At 76.5% G+C, this 24,929-nt stretch carries 21 protein-coding genes; 7 read left to right on the top strand and 14 right to left on the bottom strand.

Annotated elements, in window-relative coordinates; translation table 11 throughout:
- Window positions 1-21: 21 nt before the first annotated feature.
- Together LY71_RS15610 and LY71_RS15605 are read right to left on the bottom strand one after the other, a co-directional pair.
- The gene (locus LY71_RS15610) at window positions 22-2,106 is read right to left on the bottom strand and encodes a SpoIIE family protein phosphatase (RefSeq protein WP_245887934.1); all 2,085 of its coding nucleotides are present in this window, start codon (window positions 2,104-2,106) and stop codon (window positions 22-24) included.
- Window positions 2,107-2,864: 758 nt separating this feature from the next.
- On the bottom strand, window positions 2,865-3,647 hold the full coding sequence (locus tag LY71_RS15605; protein WP_106279258.1) for a hypothetical protein: 783 nt from the start codon (window positions 3,645-3,647) through the stop codon (window positions 2,865-2,867).
- Between the two features lie 316 nt (window positions 3,648-3,963).
- Here LY71_RS15605 and LY71_RS15600 point away from each other — a divergent pair, with 316 nt between their 5' ends.
- Window positions 3,964-5,319, top strand: coding sequence for an APC family permease (locus LY71_RS15600; protein ID WP_106279256.1), 1,356 nt, complete (start codon window positions 3,964-3,966; stop codon window positions 5,317-5,319).
- On the opposite strand, the gene LY71_RS15595 is transcribed toward LY71_RS15600, so the two are convergent.
- Entirely contained in the window at window positions 5,261-6,175 is a 915-nt protein-coding gene (locus tag LY71_RS15595) for an ATP-grasp domain-containing protein (protein WP_106279254.1), read from the bottom strand. The genes LY71_RS15600 and LY71_RS15595 overlap by 59 nt on opposite strands.
- 39 nt (window positions 6,176-6,214) lie before the next feature.
- On the opposite strand from LY71_RS15595, the gene LY71_RS15590 reads away from it, so the two are divergent.
- Window positions 6,215-7,162, top strand: coding sequence for a nucleoside hydrolase (locus tag LY71_RS15590; RefSeq protein ID WP_106279252.1), 948 nt, complete (start codon window positions 6,215-6,217; stop codon window positions 7,160-7,162).
- 6 nt (window positions 7,163-7,168) lie between these two features.
- On the opposite strand, the gene LY71_RS15585 is transcribed toward LY71_RS15590, so the two are convergent.
- Complete coding sequence (locus tag LY71_RS15585) at window positions 7,169-7,861, bottom strand: GAF and ANTAR domain-containing protein (protein WP_106279249.1); 693 nt, start codon at window positions 7,859-7,861, stop codon at window positions 7,169-7,171.
- A gap of 168 nt (window positions 7,862-8,029) precedes the next feature.
- Here LY71_RS15585 and LY71_RS15580 point away from each other — a divergent pair, with 168 nt between their 5' ends.
- Window positions 8,030-8,503 carry an ATP-binding protein gene (locus tag LY71_RS15580; RefSeq protein WP_342748015.1) on the top strand — a complete coding sequence of 158 codons (474 nt, stop codon included), beginning with the start codon at window positions 8,030-8,032 and terminating at the stop codon, window positions 8,501-8,503.
- Window positions 8,504-8,509: 6 nt separating this feature from the next.
- Here LY71_RS15580 and LY71_RS15575 read toward each other — a convergent pair whose 3' ends face one another.
- The 4 genes from LY71_RS15575 to LY71_RS15560 form a co-directional block, all read right to left on the bottom strand.
- The gene (locus LY71_RS15575; protein WP_091113237.1) at window positions 8,510-8,746 is read right to left on the bottom strand and encodes a hypothetical protein; all 237 of its coding nucleotides are present in this window, start codon (window positions 8,744-8,746) and stop codon (window positions 8,510-8,512) included.
- Between the two features lie 68 nt (window positions 8,747-8,814).
- Window positions 8,815-9,504, bottom strand: a complete 690-nt coding sequence (locus LY71_RS15570) for an NYN domain-containing protein (RefSeq protein WP_245887933.1) — start codon at window positions 9,502-9,504, stop codon at window positions 8,815-8,817.
- A 151-nt stretch (window positions 9,505-9,655) separates the two neighbouring features.
- Entirely contained in the window at window positions 9,656-11,758 is a 2,103-nt protein-coding gene (locus tag LY71_RS15565; RefSeq protein WP_106279243.1) for a putative bifunctional diguanylate cyclase/phosphodiesterase, read from the bottom strand.
- Between the two features lie 126 nt (window positions 11,759-11,884).
- The gene (locus LY71_RS15560; protein ID WP_106279478.1) at window positions 11,885-13,513 is read right to left on the bottom strand and encodes an acyl-CoA dehydrogenase family protein; all 1,629 of its coding nucleotides are present in this window, start codon (window positions 13,511-13,513) and stop codon (window positions 11,885-11,887) included.
- 149 nt (window positions 13,514-13,662) lie between these two features.
- Between LY71_RS15560 and LY71_RS23525 the strand changes: the two genes are divergently transcribed.
- Both LY71_RS23525 and LY71_RS15550 read left to right on the top strand, forming a co-directional pair.
- Window positions 13,663-13,989, top strand: a complete 327-nt coding sequence (locus LY71_RS23525; RefSeq protein WP_106279241.1) for a hypothetical protein — start codon at window positions 13,663-13,665, stop codon at window positions 13,987-13,989.
- Window positions 13,986-15,221, top strand: a complete 1,236-nt coding sequence (locus LY71_RS15550) for a M14 family metallopeptidase (protein WP_106279239.1) — start codon at window positions 13,986-13,988, stop codon at window positions 15,219-15,221. The genes LY71_RS23525 and LY71_RS15550 overlap by 4 nt, the downstream gene beginning before the upstream one ends.
- Window positions 15,222-15,524: 303 nt before the next feature.
- Here the strand turns inward: LY71_RS15550 and LY71_RS15540 are convergent, their stop codons facing one another.
- The 4 genes from LY71_RS15540 to LY71_RS15520 all read right to left on the bottom strand — a co-directional run bounded on the left by LY71_RS15540 (window position 15,525) and on the right by LY71_RS15520 (window position 19,054).
- Entirely contained in the window at window positions 15,525-16,670 is a 1,146-nt protein-coding gene (locus LY71_RS15540) for a hypothetical protein (RefSeq protein WP_106279237.1), read from the bottom strand.
- Window positions 16,671-16,982: 312 nt separating this feature from the next.
- Window positions 16,983-17,243, bottom strand: a complete 261-nt coding sequence (locus LY71_RS15530; RefSeq protein WP_106279233.1) for an HNH endonuclease — start codon at window positions 17,241-17,243, stop codon at window positions 16,983-16,985.
- A gap of 135 nt (window positions 17,244-17,378) precedes the next feature.
- Window positions 17,379-17,774 carry an SRPBCC family protein gene (locus tag LY71_RS15525; RefSeq protein ID WP_106279231.1) on the bottom strand — a complete coding sequence of 132 codons (396 nt, stop codon included), beginning with the start codon at window positions 17,772-17,774 and terminating at the stop codon, window positions 17,379-17,381.
- Window positions 17,771-19,054, bottom strand: a complete 1,284-nt coding sequence (locus LY71_RS15520; protein WP_106279229.1) for a competence/damage-inducible protein A — start codon at window positions 19,052-19,054, stop codon at window positions 17,771-17,773. Before LY71_RS15520 ends, LY71_RS15525 begins: the two co-directional genes overlap by 4 nt.
- 213 nt (window positions 19,055-19,267) lie before the next feature.
- On the opposite strand from LY71_RS15520, the gene LY71_RS15515 reads away from it, so the two are divergent.
- Window positions 19,268-20,014, top strand: coding sequence for a hypothetical protein (locus LY71_RS15515; protein WP_106279227.1), 747 nt, complete (start codon window positions 19,268-19,270; stop codon window positions 20,012-20,014).
- Window positions 20,015-20,039: 25 nt separating this feature from the next.
- Here the strand turns inward: LY71_RS15515 and LY71_RS15510 are convergent, their stop codons facing one another.
- Together LY71_RS15510 and LY71_RS15505 are read right to left on the bottom strand one after the other, a co-directional pair.
- Window positions 20,040-21,557 carry a serine/threonine-protein kinase gene (locus tag LY71_RS15510; protein WP_245887932.1) on the bottom strand — a complete coding sequence of 506 codons (1,518 nt, stop codon included), beginning with the start codon at window positions 21,555-21,557 and terminating at the stop codon, window positions 20,040-20,042.
- Between the two features lie 91 nt (window positions 21,558-21,648).
- Window positions 21,649-23,328 (bottom strand): protein kinase domain-containing protein, encoded by a 1,680-nt coding sequence (locus tag LY71_RS15505; RefSeq protein WP_245887931.1) that lies wholly within the window; start codon window positions 23,326-23,328, stop codon window positions 21,649-21,651.
- Window positions 23,329-23,689: 361 nt separating this feature from the next.
- Here LY71_RS15505 and LY71_RS15500 point away from each other — a divergent pair, with 361 nt between their 5' ends.
- On the top strand, window positions 23,690-24,466 hold the full coding sequence (locus LY71_RS15500; protein ID WP_106279223.1) for an enoyl-CoA hydratase-related protein: 777 nt from the start codon (window positions 23,690-23,692) through the stop codon (window positions 24,464-24,466).
- The last annotated feature ends 463 nt before the right edge of the window (window positions 24,467-24,929 follow it).

Here is a 24,929-nt window from a genome sequence, read left to right as displayed (position 1 = left end):
GGGAGGAGGGAGGTCCTCCTCCTACTGGGGGTGCAGGCGGATGGCGACCAGCGCGACGTCGTCCTGGAGGCCCTCGGGGCGCAGCCGGGTGACCAGCGCGTCGCACAGCCGCTCCAGCGGCAGGTCGGCGAGCTGGACCAGCGCCGTCCGCAGCAGCTCGATGCCGTCGTCGAGCAGCAGGTCGCGGCCCTCGACCAGCCCGTCGGTGTAGAGCAGCAGCGTGGAGCCGCGGGAGACCTCCACCGCCGAGGACGACCGCCGTGCCCCCGGGTCGACGCCGAGCATCAGCTCCCCGCGCTCGGTGCCCAGCGTCCGCACCTCCCCCGACGGCGTGAGCAGCAGCGGCGGCGGGTGGCCGGCGTTCGACCAGCGCAGCGTGGTGCGGCCGGCGGCGCGCTGCTCCGGCGTCTGCTCCACCCGGGCGACCACCGCGGTGGCCATCGTGTGCAGGCCGAGCCCCTCGACGGCGGCGTCGAGCTCACAGAGCACCGCGTCGGGCGGGTGGTCGCCGCGGTGGGCGATCCCGCGCAGCATCCCGCGCAGCTGGCCCATCGTGGCGGCGGCCTCGGTGTCGTGGCCGACGACGTCGCCGATCACCAGCACGGTCGCGCCGTCGGGCTGGAGGAACGCGTCGTACCAGTCACCGCCGACCTGGGCCGCCTGCACGGCCGGCTGGTAGCGGACGACGATCTCGGCATGGTCGGGCTGCGGCGGCGCGGTGAGCATGCTGCGCTGCAGCGCCTCGGCCAGCCGGCGCTGCTGGTCGAACAGCCGCGCGTTGTCCAGCGCGAGCGCGACGCGGTCGGCGACCTCGCGGGCGGCGCGGACGTCCTCGGCGCCGGCGGCCGGGCGGTCCGGGCCGCGGTAGAGGCTCAGCGCGCCCAGCGTCCGCCCGCGGGCCAGCAGCGGCAGCGTCACGGCCGAGCGGGGCGCCAGCACGTCGAAGACCTCGCGCACCTCGCCCTCGGGCAGCGTCGGGCGGATGACCGCCTGCACGTCGGGCACGGTGAGCAGCCGGCCGGACCCCAGGGCCTCCAGCACCGGCGCGTCGGGAGCGATCGAGGCCAGCCGCAGGCCGGCATAGGTGGCGGTGGCCCCCCGCAGCGCCGGGTCCCGGTGCCAGGAGGCGACGTCGCGCATCCGGCCGCCGCCGGCGTCGGCGAGGGTGAGGACCACCCAGTCGCCGAGCACCGGGACCACCGCCGCGGCGACCCGCTGCAGGGCCCGCTCCTCGGCGACGGCCGAGCCGAGGGCGGTCGACATGAGCGCGCTGACCTCGGCCAGCAGCGCCAGGCGCGCGGCGCCGTCCCGGGCCTGCTGCTCGGCGGCCCGCCGCTCGGTGACGTCGAGGAAGTACACCGACAGCCCGTCGGGGCCCGGCCACGCGCGCACCTCGTACCAGGCGTCCAGCGGCGGCGGGTAGTAGGCCTCGAAGACCCGCTCCTCGCCGGTCTCGACCGCGCCGCGGTAGTGGGTCTCGAAGTCGCTGCCGACGGCGGCCGGGAACAGCTCCCACACGACGCCGCCGAGCAGCTCCTCGCGCGAGCGGTGCAGCACCCGCTCGGCCTCGGCGTTGACGTAGGTGAACCGCCACTCGCGGTCGAGGGCGAAGAACGCCGACCGCATGGTCTCCAGCACCCGGGAGACCCGCGCCTCGCCCTCGCGGACCTGCGTGGTGTCGATGCCGGCGCCCAGGAGCCGCACGGCGACGCCGGAGGCGTCGGCCAGCGCTCGCCCGCGGCCCTCGACCCACCGGATCTCGCCCGAGGGCAGCACCGCGCGGAACTCCGCGACGTAGTCGCCGCAGGTGTCGATGGCGCCCTGCAGCGCCTGGAGGGTGCGCTCGCGGTCGTCGGGGTGCAGCCGGGCGGCGAAGGTGTCGATCGTCTCGTCGAACTCGCCCTCGGCGAAGCCGAACAGGGCCTGCAGCTGCTCGTCCCAGGTCAGCCGACCGCTGAGCAGGTCCCAGTCGAAGCTGCCGATGCCCGCCGCGTCGATCGCCAGCTCGAAGCGCAGCCGGCTGACCTCGGGGTCGTCGGGCAGCGGGGACAGCGGCCGGGGCGGCGCCTCGCCCGGGGACCCCGGACGCTGCTCGGGCAGGGTCACAGGGGCGGTTCCATTCGGTGCGGTTCGGCGGGCGGTCCGCCGTCCTTTCTCTCACGTCCGGGGGCGCCCCTCCAACCGGTGTGGGCGGAACGACACCCGCCCGGAGGCGCGCGAGCCCCGGTCCGGGGTAGGGACCGGAGCCCTCCGCGCCGGGGCCGGGACGCCGGACGGGCGCCCTCCCCCTGGTCCGGCGGCGGTGCCGGAGCAGGTGGGGAGGGCGCCCGCCGGGGGTCGTGACGCGCGGCGCCCGCGGGGCGGGAGCACCGTCCTGGCCGCTGGTCGACGGCGCCGGGCCTGGCGGACCGCGGCCGGTCGGCTGCACGTCTCCTCCGGCCCGGCCCGCGAGAGGGGCCGGTGCCGGCCGTCGGGCGCCCGTCCCGGCCAGGACCGGCCGGTCAGAGACCCGGGGGACGGGGGGACGTCCGCCCGGGCACCGGCGGGTGCCTGGGGATCGCCTCCTGCGCGGTGTCGCGCCGGCGGGCCGCGGTGCCGGTCGTCTGCGCCTCCCGGGAGGGTCCGCGCGCTGTCCTCGGAGGGAGCAGTCGGCGGGGGGTCGAGGCGAGAGCGGTCGTGCGGTGCGGTCTGTCGGCGGCCAGTGCCGCGGAGGAGGGCCGAGGGGCGGCCACGGGGGCCGGGGGGGAGTCGTGCGCGACCGGGCCGGCGGTCCCGGCCACCCAGGGGGGAAGTGGTGGCCGGGCCCGTCGTCCTCGTCGGGCGAGGGCTTCGGACGGCGTCCCCGGGAGGGGGCGCGCTGCGGGTCAGTCGGGAGCGGGAGGCGGCGGCCGGGGCGAGCCCCGGGCCTGGACGGGCACCGGGTCGCCCCGGGCCCGCGCCGAGCCGGACCTGCCGGGAGGGCCGGTCGCGCCCCGCGGGACCGCCGGGCGGGCGGGCCAGCCGGCCGGGGCGAGCCGGGGGCCGGACCCGCCGGGGCGGGGCGGGGGGACCGGCCGGGCTGCCCCGGCCGGAGGGAGCGCCGCGGCGGGGGAAGACGCCGCGGGCTGGACCGTGGGGGTGCTGGGCAGCTCGGTGAGCACCACCGGGCCGGAGGCGGCCGGGCGGGCCGGGGCGGGCCGGCCCCAGGCCAGGTGCGCGCCGCCGGGGCCGGCGCCCCACAGCGACAGGCGGCGCAGCGGGTTCGGCCGCGGCGGGGGCAGCACGACCGGCGCGGTCGGCCACGCCGCGTGCGCCGCACCGGGGCCGGCGCCCCACAGCGCCAGGCGCCGGATCGCCGCCCGCAGCCGGGCGCGCAGCCGCGAGCCGGCCGGCACCGGCGCCGGCGCCGGGGTGGGCACGGCGGGTGCGGTCGGCACGGCGGCCGCCGCGGGGCGCGGCCGCGGCACCGGCACCGGGCGGGCCGACGGCAGCGGCCGCAGCGCGCGCGGAGCGCCGGGCGAGCGGGTGGCCACGGCCCGGCGCGGGCGCGGCCGGCGAGGCAGCGCGTCGGCCCGCTCGAGCAGGTCGAGCAGGCCGGCCAGGCCGGTCGCCGTCAGGTCGTCCGGCAGGGTCGCCGACGACGGAGCAACTGCCCTGTCGATCGCCATGCCGTCCTCCTGGGGGTCTGTGTCCGCGGCCGGGGAAGGTGCCGCGGACGAGGAGAACGGTAGGGACGACGGCGTCCCGGCACGGCCCTTCGCGACACCTCCCGCCGGCCCCGTGACGCAACCGTTGTGCGCCTCTGACCTGCGGTTCGGCGACCCGGCGCTGCCGCCGAGCACTTGTCGACAAGCTGGTGGCCCGCACGCTCGCGAGCCGCCGGGAGGGGGTGCGGTCACCTCGGGACACGGCCCGGCGCGCCCGCGTGTCGCACGTCCGGGGTCCCGGTTGGCGGGGCGTTCCGGGCCCGCCGAGACTCGATGGGTGACCACCCCGCCCGCGGACACCGCCCCGGCCGAGTCCGACACCAAGCTGCGCCGCGCCGTCACCGGCCCGCTGCTCTACCTGTTCATCCTCGGCGACGTCCTGGGCGCGGGGGTCTACGCGCTCGTCGGCGCGGTGGCCGGGGAGGTCGGCGGCGCCATCTGGGTGCCGCTGCTGGGGGCGCTGGTGCTGGCCCTGCTGACGGCGGGCAGCTACGCGGAGCTGGTCACCAAGTACCCGCGGGCGGGCGGCTCGGCGGTGTTCGCCGAGCGGGCCTTCGGCTCCCCGGTGGTCGCCTTCCTGGTGGGTTTCTGCATGCTCGCCGCGGGGGTGACCAGCGCCGCGGGCCTCGCGCTGGCCTTCGCCGGCGACTACCTCGGCGTGTTCCTCGACGTGCCCGCCGCCCCGGCCGCGCTGGTCTTCCTGCTGGCCGTGGCGCTGCTCAACGCCCGCGGCATCCAGGAGTCGCTGCGCGCCAACCTGGTCATGACGGTGGTGGAGACCTCGGGGCTGGTGCTCGTCGTCGTCCTCGGGGCCGTGGTGCTGGGCCGCGGCGACGGGGACGCGGGCCGGGCGCTGGAGTTCCCGCCCGGGGTGTCGGCGGCGACGGCGGTGCTCTCGGCGGCGCTGCTGGCCTACTACTCCTTCGTCGGGTTCGAGACCTCGGCCAACGTCGCCGAGGAGGTCCGCGACGTGCGGCGGGTCTACCCGCGGGCGCTGTTCGGCGCGCTGCTCACCGCGGGCGCGGTGTACGTGCTGGTGGGGCTGGCCGCGGCCGTCGTCCTGCCGCCCGAGGAGCTGGCCGGGTCCACCGGCCCGCTGCTGGAGGTGGTGCGGGCGGCCGACGCCGGCATCCCCGACGGGCTGTTCAGCCTGGTGGCGCTGATCGCCGTCGCCAACGGCGCGCTGCTCACCATGATCATGGCCAGCCGGATGGCGTACGGGCTGGCCGAGCAGCACCTGCTGCCCGCCGTCCTCGGCCGGGTGCTGCCGCGGCGGCGCACGCCGTGGGTGGCCATCGCGGTGACCACGCTGGTGGCGATGGCGCTCACCCTGGTCGGCGACCTGGCCACGCTGGCCAGCACGGTGGTGCTCCTGCTGCTGTTCGTCTTCCTCAGCACCAACACCGCGGTCCTGGTGCTGCGCCGCGACCGGGTCGAGGCCGACCACTTCCGCGTGCCGGCCGTGGTGCCGGTGCTCGGCACCGCCTCGTGCCTGCTGCTGCTGTGGCAGCAGGAGGCCCGCACCTGGGCCCTCGCCGGGGTGCTGCTCGCCGCCGGCGTGCTGCTCTACCTGGTCACCGCGCTCCCCCGGCGGCGGGCCGAGGCGCGCGCGGAGCACGGAGCCGGGCGCTGACCGCGGCGGCCAGCCGCGCGGCCGCGCCGTCGTCGGTGGTGAGGAAGAGGCTGGGCTCGGTGAGCTCCACCTCGATGACCTGCGGGGCGCCGTCGGCCCCGGGCACGAGGTCCACCCGGGCGTAGAGCGGGGCCGCGCCGGTGCGCGCGGCCACCCAGCCGAGCACCCGGTCGCCGAGCGCCCGCTGCCCGGGCGTCGCGGTGCGGCGGGTGATCTCCTCCTCCGCGTAGAGCCCCGGGCCCAGCGCTCCCCCGGCCAGCAGCGCGCCCTTGCCGAAGGCGTGGCCGAACTCCCCGTCGACGTACACCAGGCCGGTCTCGCCCTCGGCGTCGAGCCGGTCGAGGTAGGGCTGCACCATCACCGCCCGCCCGCCGGCCAGCACCCGTTCCGCCAGCGCGGTGGCCTCCGCCCGCTCGGCCGGCCCGAAGCGGGCGGTGTCCCGGGCGCCGGCCGAGACCACCGGCTTGACCACCACGTCGCGGGGCCAGGGCTCCAGCGCGGCGGCCACCTCCCCGGGGTGCTCCGCCCACGCCGTGGGGACGACGGGCACCCCGTCGGCGGCCAGCTCCCGGAGGTAGCGCTTGTCGGTGTTCCAGGCCAGCACGGCGGCGGGGTTGTGCAGCGCGGTGACCGCCTCCACGCGGCGCGCCCAGGTCAGGAACTCTCCCCGGCGCGGCGCGTAGTCCCAGGTCGAGCGGACGACGACCAGCCGCGCGGCGCCCCAGTCGACGCCGTCGTCGGCCCAGTCGGCGGCCTCGGCGGTGAGACCCTCGGCGGCGAGCGCGGCCACCAGCAGCGGCTCGTCCTCGTCCGCCCCGGCGGCGGGGGCACAGCTGGCGAGGAGCACGTCGGGCACGCGCCGATCCTGCCCGACGGCGTCTGCTGGGATGACGCGGTGCCCCGACCCCTGGTGATCGACACCGACCCCGGCATCGACGACGCGCTGGCGATCCTGCTGGCGCTGGCCAGCCCGGAGGTGGACCTGCAGCTGGTCACCACCGTGCACGGCAACGTGGAGCTGCCGCAGACGACGGACAACGCGCTGCGGGTGCTGCACCTCGCCGGCCGCTCCGACGTCCCGGTGGCCGCCGGCGCCGCCGAGTCGCTGGTGTACCCGCAGCCCGAGCGCGCCGGGCACGTGCACGGGTCGGCGGGCCTGGGCGGGGTGGTGCTGCCGCCGTCGCCCGCCGTCGTCGACCCGCGCCCGGCGGTCGTGGCGCTGGCCGAGCTGCTCGTGGCCGCCGAGCAACCGGTGACGGTGGCCGCGATCGGGCCGTGGACCAACGTCGCGCTGCTGCTGGCCACCTACCCGCAGGCGGCCGAGCGGATCGGCCGGCTGGTCCTCATGGGCGGCTCGGCCTCCCGCGGCGGCAACGTGACGGCGGCCGCGGAGTTCAACGTGTGGGCCGACCCGGAGGCCGCCGCGCGGGTGCTGGGCTCGACGGTGCCCACGGTGCTCGTCGGCCTCGACGTCACCGTGCCGACGGTGCTCGGCGAGGAGGGCATCGCCCGCTTCGCCGCGGCCGGTCCGGTGGGTGCGGCCGCGGCGGCGATCCTGCAGCAGTACGTCGACCACGCGCGCTCCTCGTACGGCGCCACCGGCGTCGTGCTGCACGACGCGCTGGCGCTGACCGAGGCGATCGTCCCCGGGACGCTGGGCACGGTGCGCCGCGACGTCGTCGTCGACACCACCCGCGGCGCGGGGCGCGGGCAGACGCTGGTGGACCGCCGCTCGGTGTCGGACTCCCCCACCGCGGTCGACGTCGCCGAGACCGTCGACAGCCCGGCCGCCGTCGAGTTCCTGGTCAGCCGGCTAGCCGGCCTGGCCGCGCGGGTGGGCTGAGCCGGCTCAGCGCGGCTGCTCGTGGGTGGAGGCGACGACGCCGGCGGCGATGTCGCGCAGCTTGCGGTTGTAGCGCTGGGAGGCGTCGCGCAGCAGGTCGAAGGCGGCCTCGGCGTCGACCCGGCGCTGCGCCATGAGCACCCCCTTGGCCTGCTCGATCACCGCCCGCGACTCCATCGCCCGCTGCATGTTGCGGGCGTGCTCAGTCAGCTGGGCGTGCGCGTCGGCGTTGGCCACCGCGATGGCCACGGCCTCGGCCACCTCGTGGGCCGCCTCGGCCGAGGCGTCGGAGGCGAAGGCCGCCGGCCGGGTCGAGTACATGTTGAGGGCGCCGATCGAGGTGCCCTGGTAGGGCAGCGGCGTGGACAGCGAGCTGCGGACGCCGACCCCGACCACCCGCGCCGTGTAGTCGGGCCACCGCTGCTCGGTGGTCATGTCGTCGACCCGCAGGACGACCCCGGCGCGGCCGGCGTCCAGGCAGGGACCGTAGCCGCGGTCGTACTGCATCTCGTCGGCGGCCAGCGACATGTCGCCGTGGTACGCCGCGGTGACCGCCGTGTCGCCGCGGACGAGGGTGATCGACGTCGACTCCGCGCCGGGGACGTGCTCGTCGGCCAGCCGGGTGATCTCACCGAGGACGTCCTCGAGCTCGCGGTCGGCGAGCCGCAGCCGGCTCAGTGCTCGCCACAGGGCCTCCACGGCTCCAGTCTGCCCAACGGAGCACGCGACGGGGGGGGGGGGCGCCGCCCGCCCCCGAGGGGGCTGCCGCTGCAGCGCCGACGGGCTTCGGTCAGGATGGGTGCGGTCGGCGTGGGTGTCGCGGAGCAGACGCGAGGGGTGGCGATGGGCCAGGAGGCGTGGCCGAGCGTGCCCGTGCCGTCGGTGGCCGGCGACGTCTGGCACTGGCAGCTGGAGGCCATGCACGTCGTGTCCCGGGTCCGGGCCGACCTGCGCGCCCGGATCGCGCACCCCTCGGTGAGCTCGTCGTCCACCGACGACGCCCGCGACGGGTTGCTGCTGGTGTTCGAGGAGCTCGCCTCCAACGCCCTGCGACACGGCGGCGGCGACGTCCGGGCCCTCGTGGTGGCCAGCCCCGCCGGGTGGCTGCTCGACCTCAGCGACGAGGCGCCCGAGAAGCCGCCGGTGCCCGCCGTCGACCGCGACCCCTCCCTGGGCGGGATGGGCCTGCACCTGGTGGCGCAGCTGTCGGTGGACTACGGCTGGGAGCGGCGTCCGGGCCGCAAGCACGTGTGGGCGCAGCTGCCCTCGGGGCTGCAGCCGATCGAGGGCTTCTCCACGCAGGTGCCCGAGCCGCGGGCGCCGGAGCTGCCGGCGGACTGACCGCCCTCAGGCGGAGTCGGCCACCGCCGCGCCGTCGTGCTCGGCGCGGGCGCAGTGCGCGCAGCAGTAGAACTGCCCCTCGACGGTCATCCCGTGGCCGACCACCTTCACGCCGCAGTGCTCGCAGATCGGCGCCATCCGGTGGATCGCGCACTCGAAGCTGTCGAAGGTGTGCGTGGCGCCCTGGGCCACCACCTCGAAGCTCATCGCATAGTCGTTGCCGCAGACCTCGCAGACCGCCATGGCCCCTCCCTTCCCCGGGGAGGGCCGGCGGACACGGGGCGGGGCCCGCGGACACCGCCGCGGGCGGGTCAGCCGTTGCGGCGGGCGCTCCAGGTGGAGACGAAGTCGCGCAGGCTGCGGGTGGGCCGCAGCCACGCGCCGTCGGGCGGCAGCGCGTCGAGCCGGACCCGGTCCAGCGGCGCGGCGAAGGCGCCGGGCACGTCCTCGATGTCGATGAACTCGATGAGCTCCGAGCCGATCGCGTAGCCGGCGACCTCGCTGAACGCGACCACGACGACCTGCGTGCCGGCGCGGGCGAGCTCCTCCAGCGGCTCGGCGAAGTTGCGCCCGTCGCCGGAGAACACGACCAGCCGCCGCAGCCGGTGGCTGTGCGTCCGGACGTCGATGTGGTCGAGCATGGACTGGTCGATGTCGTCGTCGGGCTGCTGCTTGGGCCGGGCGAAGACGGCGTAGCCGAAGCCGCGCAGCGCCTCGACCCAGCCGCGCATGCTGCCCACCACCGGCGGGATGTTGGCGAAGACGCAGGCCTCGACCTCGGGTGCGTCCGGGGCGCCCGGGTCGCCGGCGCCGTCGACGAACCACGCGGCGATCGCGTCGAAGCGCGGCCGGGAGGCGGCGGTGGGCCGCGCGCCGATGACCGTCGACAGGGTCATGTCGATGTTGGGCGCGTCCCAGATGAGCAGGTCCAGCGCCGGCCGGCCGCGGCCGCGGTCGGGGTCGGGGCCGGTGAGGACGGCCGTACCGGTGGTCTCGGTCACGGGGGCAGTCTGCCCGGTCGGCTCCCCGTCCGTGACCGGGGCGGGAACGGTGTCGGGGACGGCCACCGGGAGGTCGGCGGGCGGGTCGGGGGGCGGCCCGCCCGGGGACGACGCCCGGCGGACGGCGCGCCGGCGGACCCGCCCGACCACCTCAGCGCAGCTGCCCGGACAGGGCGAGCGCGCAGGAGTCACCGCCGCCGGCCCGCACCCGGTCGGTCCAGCGGGGGACCTCGCCCGAGGCCATCGGGCGGGCGAGCAGGTAGCCCTGGGCGAGGTCGCAGCCGGCCTCGCGGACCATCCGCAGGTGCTCGGCGGTCTCCACGCCCTCGGCGACCGACCGGATGCCCAGGCTGTGCGCCAGTCCGACGATCGCGCCGAGCACCGCACCGGTGCCCCCCGCGGCCAGCCGCTCGGCCGCGCTGATCAGCGACCGGTCGATCTTCAGGGTGCCGATCGGCAGCGCCATGAGCTGGGCCAGCGACGACCAGCCGGTGCCGAAGTCGTCGATCGCCACCCGGACGCCGAAGCCGCGCAGGATGGCCAGCTGGTCCTCGGCGCGGGTCGGGTCCTCGGCCACCGTCGTCTCGGTCAGCTCGAGCATCAGCTGCTCGGGGGCCAGCCCCGACTCGCGCAGCGCCGTCCGGACGTCGCGGACCAGCGTCTCGGCGGAGAAGTGGCGGGCGCTGATGTTGACCGCCATCCGCAGCGACAGGCCCTCCTGCGCCCACTCCGCGGCCTGCCGGGTGGTCTCGTGCAGCAGCCAGCGGGTGATCGGGATGAGGTGGCCGGTCTCCTCGGCCACGGAGAGGAAGGCGTCGGGGGCGAGCAGCCCGCGCTCGGGGTGCTGCCAGCGCAGCAGCGCCTCCACGCCCTCGACCGCGCCGGTGTCCAGGCGCACCACCGGCTGGTAGTGGACGACGAACTGGTCCAGCGCCCCGTCGCGCAGCCGGGTGGCGACGTCCATCCGCCAGCGGGCGGCGTCGCGCAGGCCGGGGGAGAACAGGTGCACGCGGTCGCGGCCGGCCGCCTTGGCCTCGTACCCGGCGGCGTCGGCGTCGCTGAGCAGCTGGTGGGCGTGCCGCAGGCCGGGCTGGGCGACGGCGACGCCGATGCTCGCCGACACCGGCACCGACAGGCCGCCGGCGACGAACGGGCGGCCGAAGGAGCGCTGCAGCCGGAAGGCCAGCGAGGCGGCCTCGGGGGTGTCGCAGGACCGGGCCAGGACGACGAACTGGTCGCTGCCGAGCCGGCCGACCGCGTCCCCGGGGCGGACCTGCGTGGCGAGCCGGGTGCCGACCTGCCGCAGCAGCTCGTCGCCGACGGCGTGGCCCAGGGAGTCGTTGACGGTCTTGAAGCCGTCGAGGTCGAGGAACAGCAGCGCCGTCCGGCTGCTCTGGTCCTCCAGCGCCTCGCCGATCAGCTGCAGCAGCCGGGCGCGGTTGGGCAGGCCGGTGAGGTCGTCGTGGTTGGCCTGCCAGGCCAGCAGCTCCTCGCCGCGGGCCCGCTCGGTGAGGTCGGTGTGGGTGATGACGACGTGGCCGGTGTCGTCCACGCGGGCCGCCTGCAGCCGCCACCAGGTCGCCTCGTCGCCGAGGCGGTGGGAGTAGTCGTGGGCGAAGGTGCGGGGGAGGCCGTCGTCGGGCTGGGCGCGCAGCTGCCGCAGCCCCGCGGCGATCCGGTCGACGTCCTCCGGCCGCAGGCCCTGGGCGATGCGGGCCAGGTAGTCGTCGCCGACCTCGGCCGGCTCCCAGCCGCTGGCCCGCACCCGGTCGGCGTTGCCCGCCCACACGCGGTTGGCGGTGCGGATCCGGCCGGCCTCGTCGAGCAGCACCGTCGGGGAGGGCAGGGCGTCGAGGACCGCCGCGGTCCGCTGCAGCGCGCGGGCCTGCGCGGCCTGGGCGCGGTGCCGGGAGTCGACGTCGCGCAGGAAGACGACCACGCCGCCCAGCGCGTCGGCCGTCGCCCGCACCTCGAACCAGCGGTCGGCCGGTCCGTAGAGGTACTCGAACACGCGCGGCTCGCCGTCGGCGAGGACGGCGTGCACATGCCGCTGCAGCTCGGAGCCGAGGACGTCGGGGAAGCACTCGCGCACCGGACGGCCGACCAGCCGTTCGGGCGGGCGCCGCAGGAGCCGGGCGAGGGCGGCGTTGACCCACGTGAAGCGCCAGTCGGAGTCCAGACGGCAGACGGCGTCCGGGACGCCGGACAGCAGGTCCGGCGGCGCCGGCAGACCGGCGTGGTGGGTCTGGTGCACGCGTTATCTCTCCCCCTGGCGCCGCACGTCGGGTCCCGTCGGGCAGTCCACCGGCGAACGGACCGGGGCGAGTGGGAAGTCGGTCCGTGCGCGACGCCTACCCGAGGGTAGTGGAGCGCCGGAGGATCAGACAGCCGTGACCGTGGACCGCGCGACGAGACGGGCGGCGGGGACCCCGGCCGGCAGCGTGCCGAGGACGGTGCCCCAGTCCCCGCCCAGGCGGGAGGCGCAGAAGGCGTCGGCGACCTCCGCCGGGGCGTGCCGCAGCAGCAGCGAGCCCTGGAGGCAGAGCGCGAGCCGGCCGGCGACCCGGCGGGCCCGCACCGGCAGGTCGGCGGGGTCGCCGAGCTCGGCGGCGAGGCGCTCCACGGCGTCGTCGAACCGCCGGTCGGCGCCGCGGGCGAGCTCGATCTCGGCGGTGACCGCGGCCAGCGACTCGCTGCTGCGGTGCAGCGCGCGCAGCACGTCGAGGGCGATGACGTTGCCCGAGCCCTCCCAGATGCTGTTGAGCGGCGCCTGGCGGTAGAGACGCGGCAGGCCGGACTCCTCGACGTAGCCGTTGCCGCCGAGGACCTCCACGGCCTCGGCGACGGCGGTCGGCGTGCGCTTGCAGACGAGGAACTTGGCCGCGGCACCGGCCAGCCGGAGGAAGGCGGTCTCGCCGGCGTCGACGGCGGCCGCCAGCCGGACGGCGAGCGCGGTGGCGGCCTCGCTCTCGACGGCGAGGTCGGCGAGGACGTTCTGCATCAGCGGCTGCTCGGCGAGCGGGGCGCCGAAGGCCCGGCGGTGGCGGGCGTGGTGCAGGGCCTGGGTGAGCGCGGCGCGGACGGTGGCCGCCGAGCCGACGACGCAGTCCAGGCGGGTGGCGTTGACCATCTCGAGGATGGCCGGGACGCCGCGGCCGGGTTCCCCGACCAGCCAGCCGGTGGTGCCGTCGAACTCGACCTCGGCAGAGGCGTTGGCGCGGTCGCCGAGCTTGTCCTTGAGGCGCTGGAGGCGGAAGACGTTGCGGCTGCCGTCGGGGAGCACCCGGGGCACGAGGAAGCAGGACACGCCCTCGTCGAGCCGGGCGAGGACGAGGAACAGGTCGCTCATCGGGGCGCTGGTGAACCACTTGTGCCCGGTGAGCGCGTACGTGCCGTCGGCGTCCGCGACCGCGCGGGTGGTGTTGCTGCGGACGTCGGAGCCGCCCTGCTTCTCGGTCATGCCCATGCCGGCGACGAGTCCGGGCTTGGCCGCGGGGTCGGTGAGGCCGAACGCGTAGCCGGTGCCGGTGAGGCCGGGCTCGTAGCGGGCGGCGAGCTCCGGGGCGGCGCGCAGGGCGGGGACGGCGGCGTAGGTCATGGTGACCGGGCAGCCGTGGCCGGCCTCCACCTGCGTCCAGCCGAGGTAGCCGACGGCGCGCCGGACGTGGGCGTGCCGGTCGCCCGCGTCGGCCGCGGCCCAGGGGGCGCCCGCGAGGCCGTGCGCGAACGCCGTCCGCACGAGCTCGTGCCAGGCCGGGTGGAACTCGACCTCGTCGATCCGGTGCCCGTAGCGGTCGTGGGTGCGCAGGACCGGGCGGTGCTCGTCGGCCAGGCGGCCCCACTCGCGGGCCTGCTCGCTGCCGGCGAGGGCGCCGAGTTCGGTCAGTGACGCGAGCGCGGCCTCGTCCGCGTGCCGCAGACACGCCTCGCGCAGTGCGGCGTCGCCGGCGATCGGGTCGTGACCGGCCAGCGGCGGGACCTGGTTGGTGACCTCGTGCGTCGCGCTCACGGCGGGCACCGTACGACCTGGGGCCCGACGGGCAGCCGTGACGCAGCGGTGACGGGGACCCGCTGTACTGGGCTCGCGCACTCCGACCCAGGACCCGGCGGAGCGGCCGCCCGCCGTCCCGCGTCCCGACCCGCTGCGCGGAGGTCCCGATGCCCGTCTTCCACATCACCGCCCACGGGGTCGGCCGCGAGGCGATGGCCGACCTGGTGCGGGTCCACGGCGTGCGGGTCCTCCCGCAGACCCTCCACGAGGACGGCGACAGAGCCCGGGTCGACGCCCTGGCCGACGAGGCCGCCATCGAGCGCCTGGTCGGCGCGGGCTACCAGGTGGACCGGCACGAGGACGTCGACGAGGCCGCCCGGGAGGACGTCTCGCAGGTGGGGCAGGGCAACCGGTTCGCCGCCGAGCTGGCCGCGGCGGTGCAGGCAGGGGCCGGGCAGACGGGCAGCACGCAGGCGGAGGAGGACCGGTCGTGAGCTACCTCAACGTCGCGGAGGTCGAGACCGCCCTCGCGCTGGCCGCGCGGCCGGAGAACGCCGCGTTCACCGAGCTGACCACGCTGCCCCACCGGACGTGGGAGGGGCGGACCTCCTCGGCCCTGCGGATCGGGACGCGCCGGGCCGCGCGCGCCGGGGTTTACCTGCTCGGCGGGGTGCACGCCCGCGAGTGGGGCAGTCCCGACATCCTGGTCAACCTCGCGCGCCTGCTGACCGACGCCTACCGCACCGGCACCGGCATCACCCAGGGCGGGGCGAGCACCACCGCCGCGGAGGTCCGGCGGATCGTGACCACCCTGGACGTGGTCGTCCTCCCCCAGGCCAACCCGGACGGCCGGCACCACTCCATGACCCGCGACCCGATGTGGCGCAAGAACCGCCGCCCGGCCGGTCCCGGGCACCCGCGCTGCCCCGGCGGCGGCGGGCGGGGGCCGGGGGTCGACCTCAACCGCAACCACGACTTCCTCTGGGACCACACCACCGCGTTCAGCCCGCAGGCGCCCGTGGCGACCTCCGCCGACCCCTGCGACGAGGTCTACCGCGGACCCGCGGCCGCCTCCGAGCCGGAGACCGCCAACGTCACCTGGCTGCTCGACCGGTACCCGTCGGTGACCCACTTCGTCGACGTGCACTCCTTCGGCGAGTTGATCCTCTACAACTGGGGCGACGACGACGACCAGACGACCGACCCGTCGATGAACTTCGCCAACCCGGCGTGGAACGGCAAGCGCGGCATCCCGGACGCCACCCCCGGCGGCGACCCGCACCAGTACCGGGAGTACCTGCCGGCTGCCGACCTGGACGAGGCCGTCGCGCTGTCCGGCGTCATGCGCGACGCCATCCGGGCCGCGCACGGCCGGCAGTACTCGGTGAGCAGCGCCGTCGGGCTCTACCCCACCTCGGGCACCTCCGACGACTGGGCCTTCTCCCGCCACTTCACCGACTCGACCGACCGCAGGGTGCTGGGCTTCACGATCGAGTGGGGGCGGCAGCGCTCGTCGATCCCGAAGAGCTTCCACCCCGACTACCCGGACATGGTGCCCGTCATCGAGGAGGTCACCGCCGCGCTGCTGGCCCTGTGCTCCACCGTCGCCGGCCGCGCCGCCGACTCCACGCCGGGCGACAGCGCCCCGGCCGTGCCCGGACAGCGGTCACACGCCGGCACGACAGCGGACACCTCCCTGACGGACACCACCGGTCAGCGCGGGTAGCAGCAGTCCCGAACACCGGAGGCCACCCGCCTGCCCTCCTCTCGTTCCACGTGGAACGGGAGGAGGGACGCGACTCCGGGCCGGGCTCGGTCGGTGGGATCACAGGCGGCGGGTTGCCGCAGCGGTGGTCCGGTGCGGATCTCGGTGCCGTCGGGTCGCCAGGTGCACCAGGTGCCGTCGGGTTGGCGCTCGACCCGGAAGCCGTGGTGCACCTGGGTGTGGTGCCGCTCGCACAGCAGGGCGGAGTTGCTAACGCATCCCTAACGCCCCCTGACCCCCACCGCCAAGCGGTCGGAGCGGCAGTTACGTGGCGTATTCCTGCCGCAGCCCCGCCCCACCATTGCGCGCGCGAGTCGCGATCACGAGCTCCAATTCATCGAACCCCGACGGGTCAAATTCCGCCTCTAGTCGCTCAACGATGGCGGGACGCCCATCGGGAAACAGTGCTCCTGCTCGACGAACGCGCCCTACGGCCGAAAGCACGACATTCGTATCGATGGTCCCACTCACCGTGGCCAAATACGGCCTATCCATATGCATCACCTGAGTCGCCGGGACCTCAACGACCGGCCGCCCGTTGGGCGAAAAGTCGGTGTCACTGCCGACGACTGGCGCCGCGTCATCCGTCAGGGCCAAGGACAGGCCGCTCGTCACTTCGTTGATCATTAGCTTGAAAGCCTCCGGCGTGAGTCCGCCCCTATGGGAGAAATGTGAGCCGAAGACTGCCTTTGCGATGTCGAGGTACATGCGCGCATATCGCAGTTTGGCCTCCGCGACAGCGGACCGAGCGCTCTGGTCCTGTGGGAGGAGAACCCGGCGGCCTGCCTTCCCGTGGAAGGTGGCCGTTCGGATGTTCCGATATAACTCCTGAAAGACGGCGTCGATTGGGTCCGAAGCTGGCGTGGAGAGGTAGTCCGGGAGGTTCACCATCTTCGATGCCCCGGTAAGGGCTCGCCTGAGCCAAACGCCTTCGCCCTCACCTTTTCGCCAGGGCGCTACAGAGTCAAGAATTGACTCAAGCGCCAAGTAAACGTTCCGAAATGCATCGAATAAGTCATCAGTGACCTGTGACATTCGGAAGTAGCGCATGCTCTCTTGCCACGCAGGGGGCGGAGGGGGAGTCGCTTTTCCGCCGCCAAGCCCAACGGTCGTTCCTGTCATCGTTAGGGTCGCCAGGGACCACACGCGAGCCACGCGCGACAGGGCACCCTGCCACCAGGCGATATGGAAGCCGAGGGGATCGTCGATGGCTCCACTCACAAAGCCGCGCATAGCGATGAGGTCCAAGGCTCTATTCGCCATCTCCGGCGCTTCGTCCATGACCGCGTCGGGTCCGGCGCCCGTCAGGCCGCGGACCACGATGAGGCGCTCTCCGGCGAGCACCTCAACTTCTACACCGGGTGCGACAAGCTCCGTCGCGCCTACTTCGGAGCCGTGCCTAAGCAGCATGACAGCTCCCGCCGGACCCCCACCCCCGGCCATGGACACACTGCCGAAGCTAGGCATGCACGGAACCTAGGGGATGGCTCAAAGACTGGCCGCTTTCCTCGGGCAAGTGCGCCGGGCGGCTCGTCAGGCCCTGCTACCGGCCGGGAAGCCAGGTAGACGGCGCTGGCGACTTGTCCGTGAACATGGACAAGCACTGATCGCAGCGGAACACGTCGTCGCGGCGTTGGTCCCGGAGGAAGTGCGGCCCCGGCTTGTCGCAGCGAAGGCAGTCCTCCATCGAGTAGAGGTGGCCGTCCGCTGTCATCCCCCTGGTCACCCTGCCGACCGTAGGGCAGCGGGCTCAGGACTCATGGGGCGTTCACCCGTTGGCATGGGGAGTGACTGACAAAGTGCCAGGTTGGCCAGGTCGGTCTCGCCGCCGTCCAGCCAGTGCACCAGGTGGTGCACCTCCGCCCACCACGACTTCAGTCCGTCGTCCTCGGCGGCCTGCCGGTGCTCCGCGGCCCGCACCCGGCGGGCCAGTGCGGCGTCGATCCGGTTGCGCCCGGCGACCAGCGCGGCGACGTCCCCCAACAGGTCACCGGTCGACCAGCCACCCGGACACGTGTACGAAGTCCGGCCGAGCGGACGGGTCCCGGCACCGTGGATCCGCAGCTCAGCAGCTCGTCCACAGGTGCCGGGAGTGTCGTGACACGGCCGCCACGGCGCTCAGTCGAGCGGGCGGACCAGGCGGCTGATCGCCAGCTGCGCCAGCGGGGCGTAGGCCACCACGACCGGCAGCGGGCCGGTGATCCGCAGCCCGGTGGTGCTGCCGCCGTCCGGACCGTCGGACACCCAGTGCACCAGGTGCAGCCGCACCGGACCGGCCCACACCGTCCACGCCCACCGCCGTGCCGCCTCGTCCACCGACTCGACGACGAAGGGCACCCGCACGCCCAGCGGCCCGCGCACGCGTCCCTCGACGCCGGCGGCCAGTCGCGGCACCGGCACCTGCACGCCGGCGATCTGCGGCGCCCACGTCGGCCACCGTGCGGGCTCGGCGTAGCGCTCCCACGCCTCGGCCGGCGCCAGCGGCCCGCTGGCGTGCAGGGTGACGACGCTCACGCCGGGGACCCGCCGAGCAGCAGCTGGCGCAGCAGGTGCAGCGCCAGGACGACGGAGCGCTCGCGCACCGCCGTCCGCGAGCCGGGGAAGCGCACGGACCTCGCCTGCGTGCCCTCGGGCCCGACGACGCACAGGTGCACGGTGCCCACCGGCTTGTCCGGCGTCCCGCCGCCCGGCCCGGCGATGCCGGTGATGCCGACGCCGACGTCGGCCCCGAACCGCGCCCGCGCCCCCTCGGCCAGCGCCAGCGCCACCTGTGGGCTCACCGCGCCGAACTCGGCGAGCATCTCCCCCGGCACGCCGACGAGCTGCTCCTTGGCCGAGTCGGCGTACGAGGTGATCCCGCCGAGCACCCATGCCGAGGACCCGGCGCGCGCGATGAGCCGGGCCACGAGCAGCCCACCGGTGCACGACTCCGCCGTGGCGATGGTCAGCCCCTGGTCGGACAGCGCGCCGGCCACCAGCTCGTCGAGCGTCGGCCCGGTGGAGAACAGCGTCGCGGCGTACTCCTCGGCGAGCGCCGCGGCCAGCCGGTCGTAGGCGGCCTGGGCGTCGGGTTCGAAGCGGGTGACGATCTCCAGCTCGCCCTCGCGGAGGCAGGTGGTGATCTCCAACCCGCCCAGCCCGGGCTCGAGGTCGCGCAGCGTGGCCGCCAGCTGGGCCTCGAGGGTGCCCCACAGCCGGATCGTCTCCTGCCGGAGCTCGGTGGCTCCGGCGAGCACCTCGCGCACCGGTCCGGCCGCCAGCGCCGCCGGCCACATGCCCTGCAGCTCCGACGGCGGCCCGGGCAGGACGACGACGACCGGCCCGCCGCGCCCGTCGCCCGGCGGGACCACCAGGCCCGGCGCCGTCCCCACCGGCTCGAGCACGGTGGCCCCCGCCGGGACCATCGCCTGCTTGCGGACGCCCGCCGCCGTGGCCTCGGGGTCGGCGCGCCAGCCGCGGCGGGCCATGAGCCGCTCGACGACGGCGGCCACGCGCTGCTCCAGCTCCGGGTCGACGTCGAGCGGCCGGCCCTGCACGTCGCCCACGACGGCCGCGGTGAGGTCGTCGGCGGTGGGCCCGAGCCCGCCGGTGGTGACCACCAGGTCGACGCCGGAGGAGGCGAACCAGCCCAGTGCCCCCCGCACGTCGTCGGGGCGGTCACCCACCACCAGGACCGAGCCGACGTCGACGCCGGCCTGCCGCAGCTGTTCGGCCAGCCAGGGGCCGTTGCGGTCGGCGACCCGGCCGGTCAGCACCTCGGTGCCGGTGACGACGATGCCCGCGCGCGTGCCCACCCGCCCGACACTAGAAGGACCCCGTCCTCCTCACCCCTCGCAGGCTCGGGGCGAGCCTCGGGACGGGGCCGCCCGGCCCGCGCGACGGCAGGACGGACCAATCCGTCTCCGGACCCGCCGCGCACCTCCGGGGTCCCGGCGCGGTCCGCCGCTAGCGTGGCGGGCAGTGACCGGCTCCCCGAGGGCCCACCCCTCCGACGGAGAGGAACGACCGTGACCACCACGCCCCCGGCCGGCCCGCGCACCCAGGAGATCGCCGTCGTCCCGACCGGGTCGACGGCGGCCGGCGCGGCCGAGCAGCACCGGGCCCACCCGGCCGCCCTGCACGACCCGGGGTACGCCGCGCCCCAGCCGCCCGGTGCCGGCAGCACCGCCGTGCAGCCCCGCGTCGAGGACCCGTCCCCCCACGGCACGCCTCTGCAGCCCACCGGCCCGCTGGACTCCTTCTTCGGCCCCCCGCCGACGCCGCACGGCGCGCCCGAGGCCGGGCACGCGGTCGCGCACGGAGCCCCCGCCCCGCACGGGACCCCCGCCCCGCACGGCACGGCCGCGACCAGGCGGGCCCGGGCCCCCCGCAGCCGGACCCCCCGGACCGCCCGCACCCCCCGGGACCGCGCGCTGCTCGTCGGCGCCGGCCTGGTCGCCCTCGCCCTGGTGCTGCTCCAGCTGGGCCTGGCGGTGGCCTGGGGCGGCGACCGGCTGTGGTCGGAGACCCCGCTGTGGTCGGCGTTCGCCACGCTCGCCGTGCTCGCCGGCGCGCTGCCGTTCGTGTCCCGCCTGCGGCTGCCCGGCGGCGCCGCGACGGCGGAGAAGGCGGCGCTGGGCGGGCTGGCCGGCCTGGGCGCGTTCTGGCTGCTGGTCGCGCTGCCCGACGCCGACACCGACCGGGGCTTCCTGCTCACCGCCGCGCTCGCGGCGCTGGGCCTGGCCCAGTGGCTGGTGCCCGGCCGCCGTCGCTGATCGCGGGCGGGACCGCGGGCGCCGGTCAGCCGTCGCGGCCCCGCCCGTTGCCGTTGCCGCCGGCGTTGCCGCTGCCGTTCCCCTGACCGTTGCCGTTGCCGTTCCCGTTGCCCGGGCCGGTCGGTCCCCAGGTCGTGCCGGGCGCCGGGGCGGAGGAGGCGGGCACCTCCGGTGGCCCCCACGAGGTCGCCGGCGCGGGCTCCGACGCCTGGGGCACCACGGTCGGCTGGGCCGGCTCCGTGGTTGTGGCCGGTGCCGCGGGCGCCACGGCGACGGTCAGCGTGACCACCTCCGCCGGAGACAGCCGCCCGACCGGGCCGACCGCCGTCACCGTGCCCGGGACGACGGCCGCCGTCTCCTCGGGAGTCCGCTGCACCCGCAGCCCGGCCGCGACCAGGTCGGCCTCGACGTCGTCGGCCGGGCGGCCCACCAGGGCGGCCCAGCGCACCTCGACCGCGGTCGGCCCGGCGTCGGTGACGGTCGCCGGCGCGTCGACACCCGGCCCGGCGACCTGCAGCACGCCCACGCCGATCGCGGCGCCGGCCACCAGCGTCGCCAGGCCGGCCAGCAGCCGCCCACCCCGGCGCGGGCGCGGGCGCGGTGCGGCGGTGGCGCCGGCCAGCGGCCGGGTGCCCGCCTCGGCGGGCGAGGCCGCGCCCGCGGGCACCGGTGCGGGGATCGTCAGCGGCGCGGTGGCGGGGGCCGGGGCGGGCGGCAGCTCGCGGCCCGCCCGCACGGCCTCCACCGCGTCGCGGAAGGCGGCGCCGTCGGGGAAGCGGGCCGCGGGGTCCTTCACCAGGGCCCGCTCGACCAGCGTGCGCACCGGCGCGGGGACGTCGGCGGGCAGGGGGTCGGGGTCGTCGCGGAGTTGGCGCAGCGCCACCTGCACCGGGTGCTCGCCGTCGAAGGCGCGCCGGCCGGCCAGGCACTCCCACGCCACCATGCCGAGCGCGTACACGTCGCTGGCCGGGCCGGCCTTGCCGCCGCCGGCCTGCTCCGGCGACAGGTAGCTGGCGGTGCCGACCACCTGACCGGTGCGGGTCAGCGGCGCGCTGGCGGCCGACCACGCGATGCCGAAGTCGGTGATCTTCACACTGCCGTCGCGGCCGAGCAGCACGTTGCCGGGCTTGACGTCACGGTGCACCACCCCGGCGGCGTGCGCGGCGGCCAGCGCGGCGGCGGTCTGCCCCACGACGTCGAGCACCCGCTCCGGCGCCAGCCTCGACTCCCGCGCCAGCAGCGCCGACAGCGGCTCGCCGTCCACCAGCTCCATGACCAGGTAGGCGCACAGCTCGCCGTCGTCACTGAGCAGCTCGCCGTAGTCGTGCAGGGCGGCGATGTTGCGGTGCTGCAGCCGGCCGGTGAGCTGGGCCTCGGTGCGGAAGCGGGTGCGGAAGGTCTCGTCGCCGGTGTACTCGCTGCGCAGCACCTTCACGGCGACCTCGCGGCCCAGCCGGGTATCCCACGCCCGCCAGACCTGACCCATGCCACCGGTCGCGATCAGGTCGGTCAGCTCGTAGCGGTCGGCCAGGACACGGCGCACCGGACGCACGGGCTCCCCCTCCCCCCTCGGCGGCGGTGCCCCACGATCCCCCACCGCGGCGCGCAGCGCACCGGGTGGCCCCGCGGACGGGTCAGGGAGCCGTGGGCCCCGCGGCCGACGTCGGGCTCGGGGACGCCGGCCGCGTCCAGCTCGCCGACGGCGTGGTCGGTGACGGGCCGGCCGGCGTCGTCGGCACGTCGGAGGTGGCCGTCTCGCTCGGCGTCCCGGTGGGATCCGGGTCCGGCTCCGTGTCCGGGGACGGAGTCGGGGACGGCGACGGGGTCGGGGTGGTGGTCGGCACCGGCGACGACGTCACCGGGGACGCCGGCGCGGTGGTGCCGGCCGCGGTGTCGGGCGCGGCGGGCAGCGGCTCGGGGTCGGGCAGGGGTGCCCCGCCGCCGGTCACCGAGGAGACCTCACCCCGGTCGTCGTCGCGGTCCCGGGTGCCCGTGTCGCGGCTCGCCGGCGCGACCGCGTAGGTGACGACGACGTCGTCGCCGGGCTCGAGCGACACGCCGGCGGGCGAGATGCCGACCACCAGGCCGGGGACGGCGGAGTCGGTCACCTGCTGGTGGCGCTCCACGCCCAGGCCCAACGCGGACAGCTGGGTGGCGACGTCGTCGACCGGACGGCCGACGTAGTCGCCGGCCTCCAGGACCACGCCCTCCTCCTCGTCGCGGGTCTGCGCGGCGACGACCGGCGGCGGCACGGTGCCGTCGTCGAGGGCGGTGAACACGACGGCGGCGAGGCCCGCGCCGAGCAGCAGCGCGATCAGCGGCACCAGCACGGCGGCGGCCCGGTGGCGTGACGGCGGCGGGCCGCCGCGCCGCGGCGCCCCGGCGGGGGCGGGCGTGGCCTGGGTCGGCGGTCCGGGGTCGACGGCGGACGCCGGGGAGGGCACGGCGACGCCCGCCGGGACCGCGGCGGCCGCCGGCGCGGCGAAGTCGGCGGGCAGCCGGCCGGCACGGGCGTCCTCGACCGCGGCCACGAAGGCGGCACCGTCGGCCATCCGGGCGGCCGGGTCCTTGGCCAGCGCGCGCCGGATGAGCGTGCGGACGTCGCCGGGCAGCGTGTCGGGCAGCGGCTCGGGGTCGGAGCGCAGCTGCTTGAGCGCGATGGTGATCGCGTTGTCGCCGTCGAAGGCCGGGTGGCCGGTCAGGCACTCGTAGCCGACCAGGCCGAGGGCGTAGACGTCGCTGGCCGGGGTGGCCAGGTGGCCCTCGGCCTGCTCCGGCGAGAGGTACTGCGGCGTGCCGATGACCTGCCCGGTCTGGGTGAGCGGCACGCTGCCGGCCGACCAGGCGATGCCGAAGTCGGTGATCTTCACGCTGCCGTCGGGCCGGACGAGGATGTTGCCGGGCTTGACGTCGCGGTGCACCAGGCCGGCGCGGTGGGCCTCGGCGAGCGCGGCGGCGGTCTGCCCGAGCACCGACAGGGTGGTGGCGGTGTCCAGCGACCCCTCCTGCCGCAGCAGCGTCGACAGCGGCTGGCCCTCGACCAGCTCCATCACCAGGTAGGCCAGCTGCTCGCCGGTGTCGGCGGCCTCGGTCTCGCCGTAGTCGTAGACGGCGGCGATGTTCGGGTGGCTGAGCGCGGCGGCGTGCTGGGCCTCGGCGCGGAAGCGGGCGAGGAAGGTGGGGTCGCCGGTGTACTCGCTGCGCAGCACCTTGACCGCGACGGGACGGTGCAGCAACAGGTCGGTGGCCCGCCAGACCTGGCCCATGCCACCGGAGGCGATGAGACCGGAGAGCTCGTAGCGGTCACCGACCATGCGGCGACCCGGTTCCACCACGGGAGCTCTCCGTTTCCTGCCGGCCCTCGGCTCGGCGCCGTTCCACCTGGTCCGGCGCCGCTCCCCTGGCCAGGAGATGCCCGCGCCGTCCCAGGACACACATCATCCCAGGTGTCCCACCCGTTCCGGTACGTCTCACGCGTCACGGCTCGGCATCGACCGGGTGAACGGCGGGTTCGGCAGCCGTGGGACGCGGGGGTGGCGATGATCAGGTGACCTGATCCCGGCGCGTCCCACCCGACGTCCCACCGTCCGGTAGGACGCGCTGCGGTGCGGTAGGACGGCAGCGGACGACGGACGACGGACGACGGACGACGACGAGGGACCAGGAGGGGCGACGATGCCCGAATCGGTGACGCGCGAGGACGCCGACGGCGTCGCGACCATCACGCTGCTGCAGGCGGGACTGACCAGCGCGATGCGGCGCGAGCTGCTCGAGGTGGTGCGCGGGGTGGCCGACGACGGGTCGGTGCGCGCCCTGCTGCTCACCGGCACCGGCCGCGCGTTCTGCGTCGGCCAGGACCTCGCCGAGCACGTCGAGTCGCTGCGCGGGGACGCCGAGCACTCCCTGTCGGTGGTGGAGGGCGAGTACAACCCGCTGGTCCTGGCGCTGTCGGCCCTGCGGGTGCCGGTGGTCGTCGGCATCAACGGCGCGTGCGCCGGCGCCGGCCTCGGGCTGGCCCTGGCCGGCGACCTGCGGGTGGCCGCCGCAGGCGCGAAGTTCACCACGGCGTTCACCGGCATCGGCCTGTCCAGCGACTCGGCGCTGGCCGCCCGCCTGGTGCACAGCGTCGGCGTCGCCCGGGCCACCGAGCTGCTCCTGCTGCCCGACCCGTTCCCGGCCGAGACCGCGCTGCAGTGGGGCCTGGTGCACCGGGTGGTGGACGCCGCGGAGGTGGCGGCCGAGGCCCGCGCCCTGGCCGAGCGGCTGGCCTCGGGCCCGACCGCGGCCTACCGCGCGGTGAAGACGGTGCTGGCCACGGCGGCCACCGACGGCCTCGAGGACACCCTCGCCCTGGAGGCGCGGCTGCAGAACGAGCTGGGCCGGACCGCCGACCACGCCGAGGCGGTCGAGGCGTTCCTCGCCAAGCGCGCTGCGCGGTTCACCGGTCACTGAGCGCGAGCCCCGGGCTGCCGGCCGTGCCGACACGAGCGGTCCCCCGTGACGGCGCCGGGCCCACCGGGCGGGGCGCGCCGGGGCCGGGCGACCCGCGGTGGCAGCCTCCGCTGACCGGCGAGGAGGGGGACACCGTGGACGGAGCACGCAGCGGCGGGACGGCGGAGGCGACGCCGGCCCCGCACCGGCCGGCCGCGGAGCAGCCGCTGCCCCGCCGGCCGGTCACGGACCCGCGGCAGCGCGCCGTCCCGCCGCGGCCACCGGTCACCAGCGACGTCGCGCCGCCCGGCCCGCCGCCGGTGCCCTGCCGGCCGCGCGCCGTCCGCGTCGCGGCCCTGCTCTGCTGGGCGGGCGCGCTGGCGGCCGTGCTCGGGCTGCTGGCCGCGCTGCTCGACCGGGAGGCCCTCGACGCGCGGCTGACCGCGACCGCCTCCTCGGGCGACCCGGCAGCGACGGCCGCGGA

Source organism: Geodermatophilus tzadiensis (assembly GCF_003002915.1).
In the GTDB taxonomy this organism is placed as follows: Bacteria; Actinomycetota; Actinomycetes; order Mycobacteriales; family Geodermatophilaceae; genus Geodermatophilus; species Geodermatophilus tzadiensis.
This window is presented reverse-complemented; position numbering and strand designations above follow the sequence as displayed.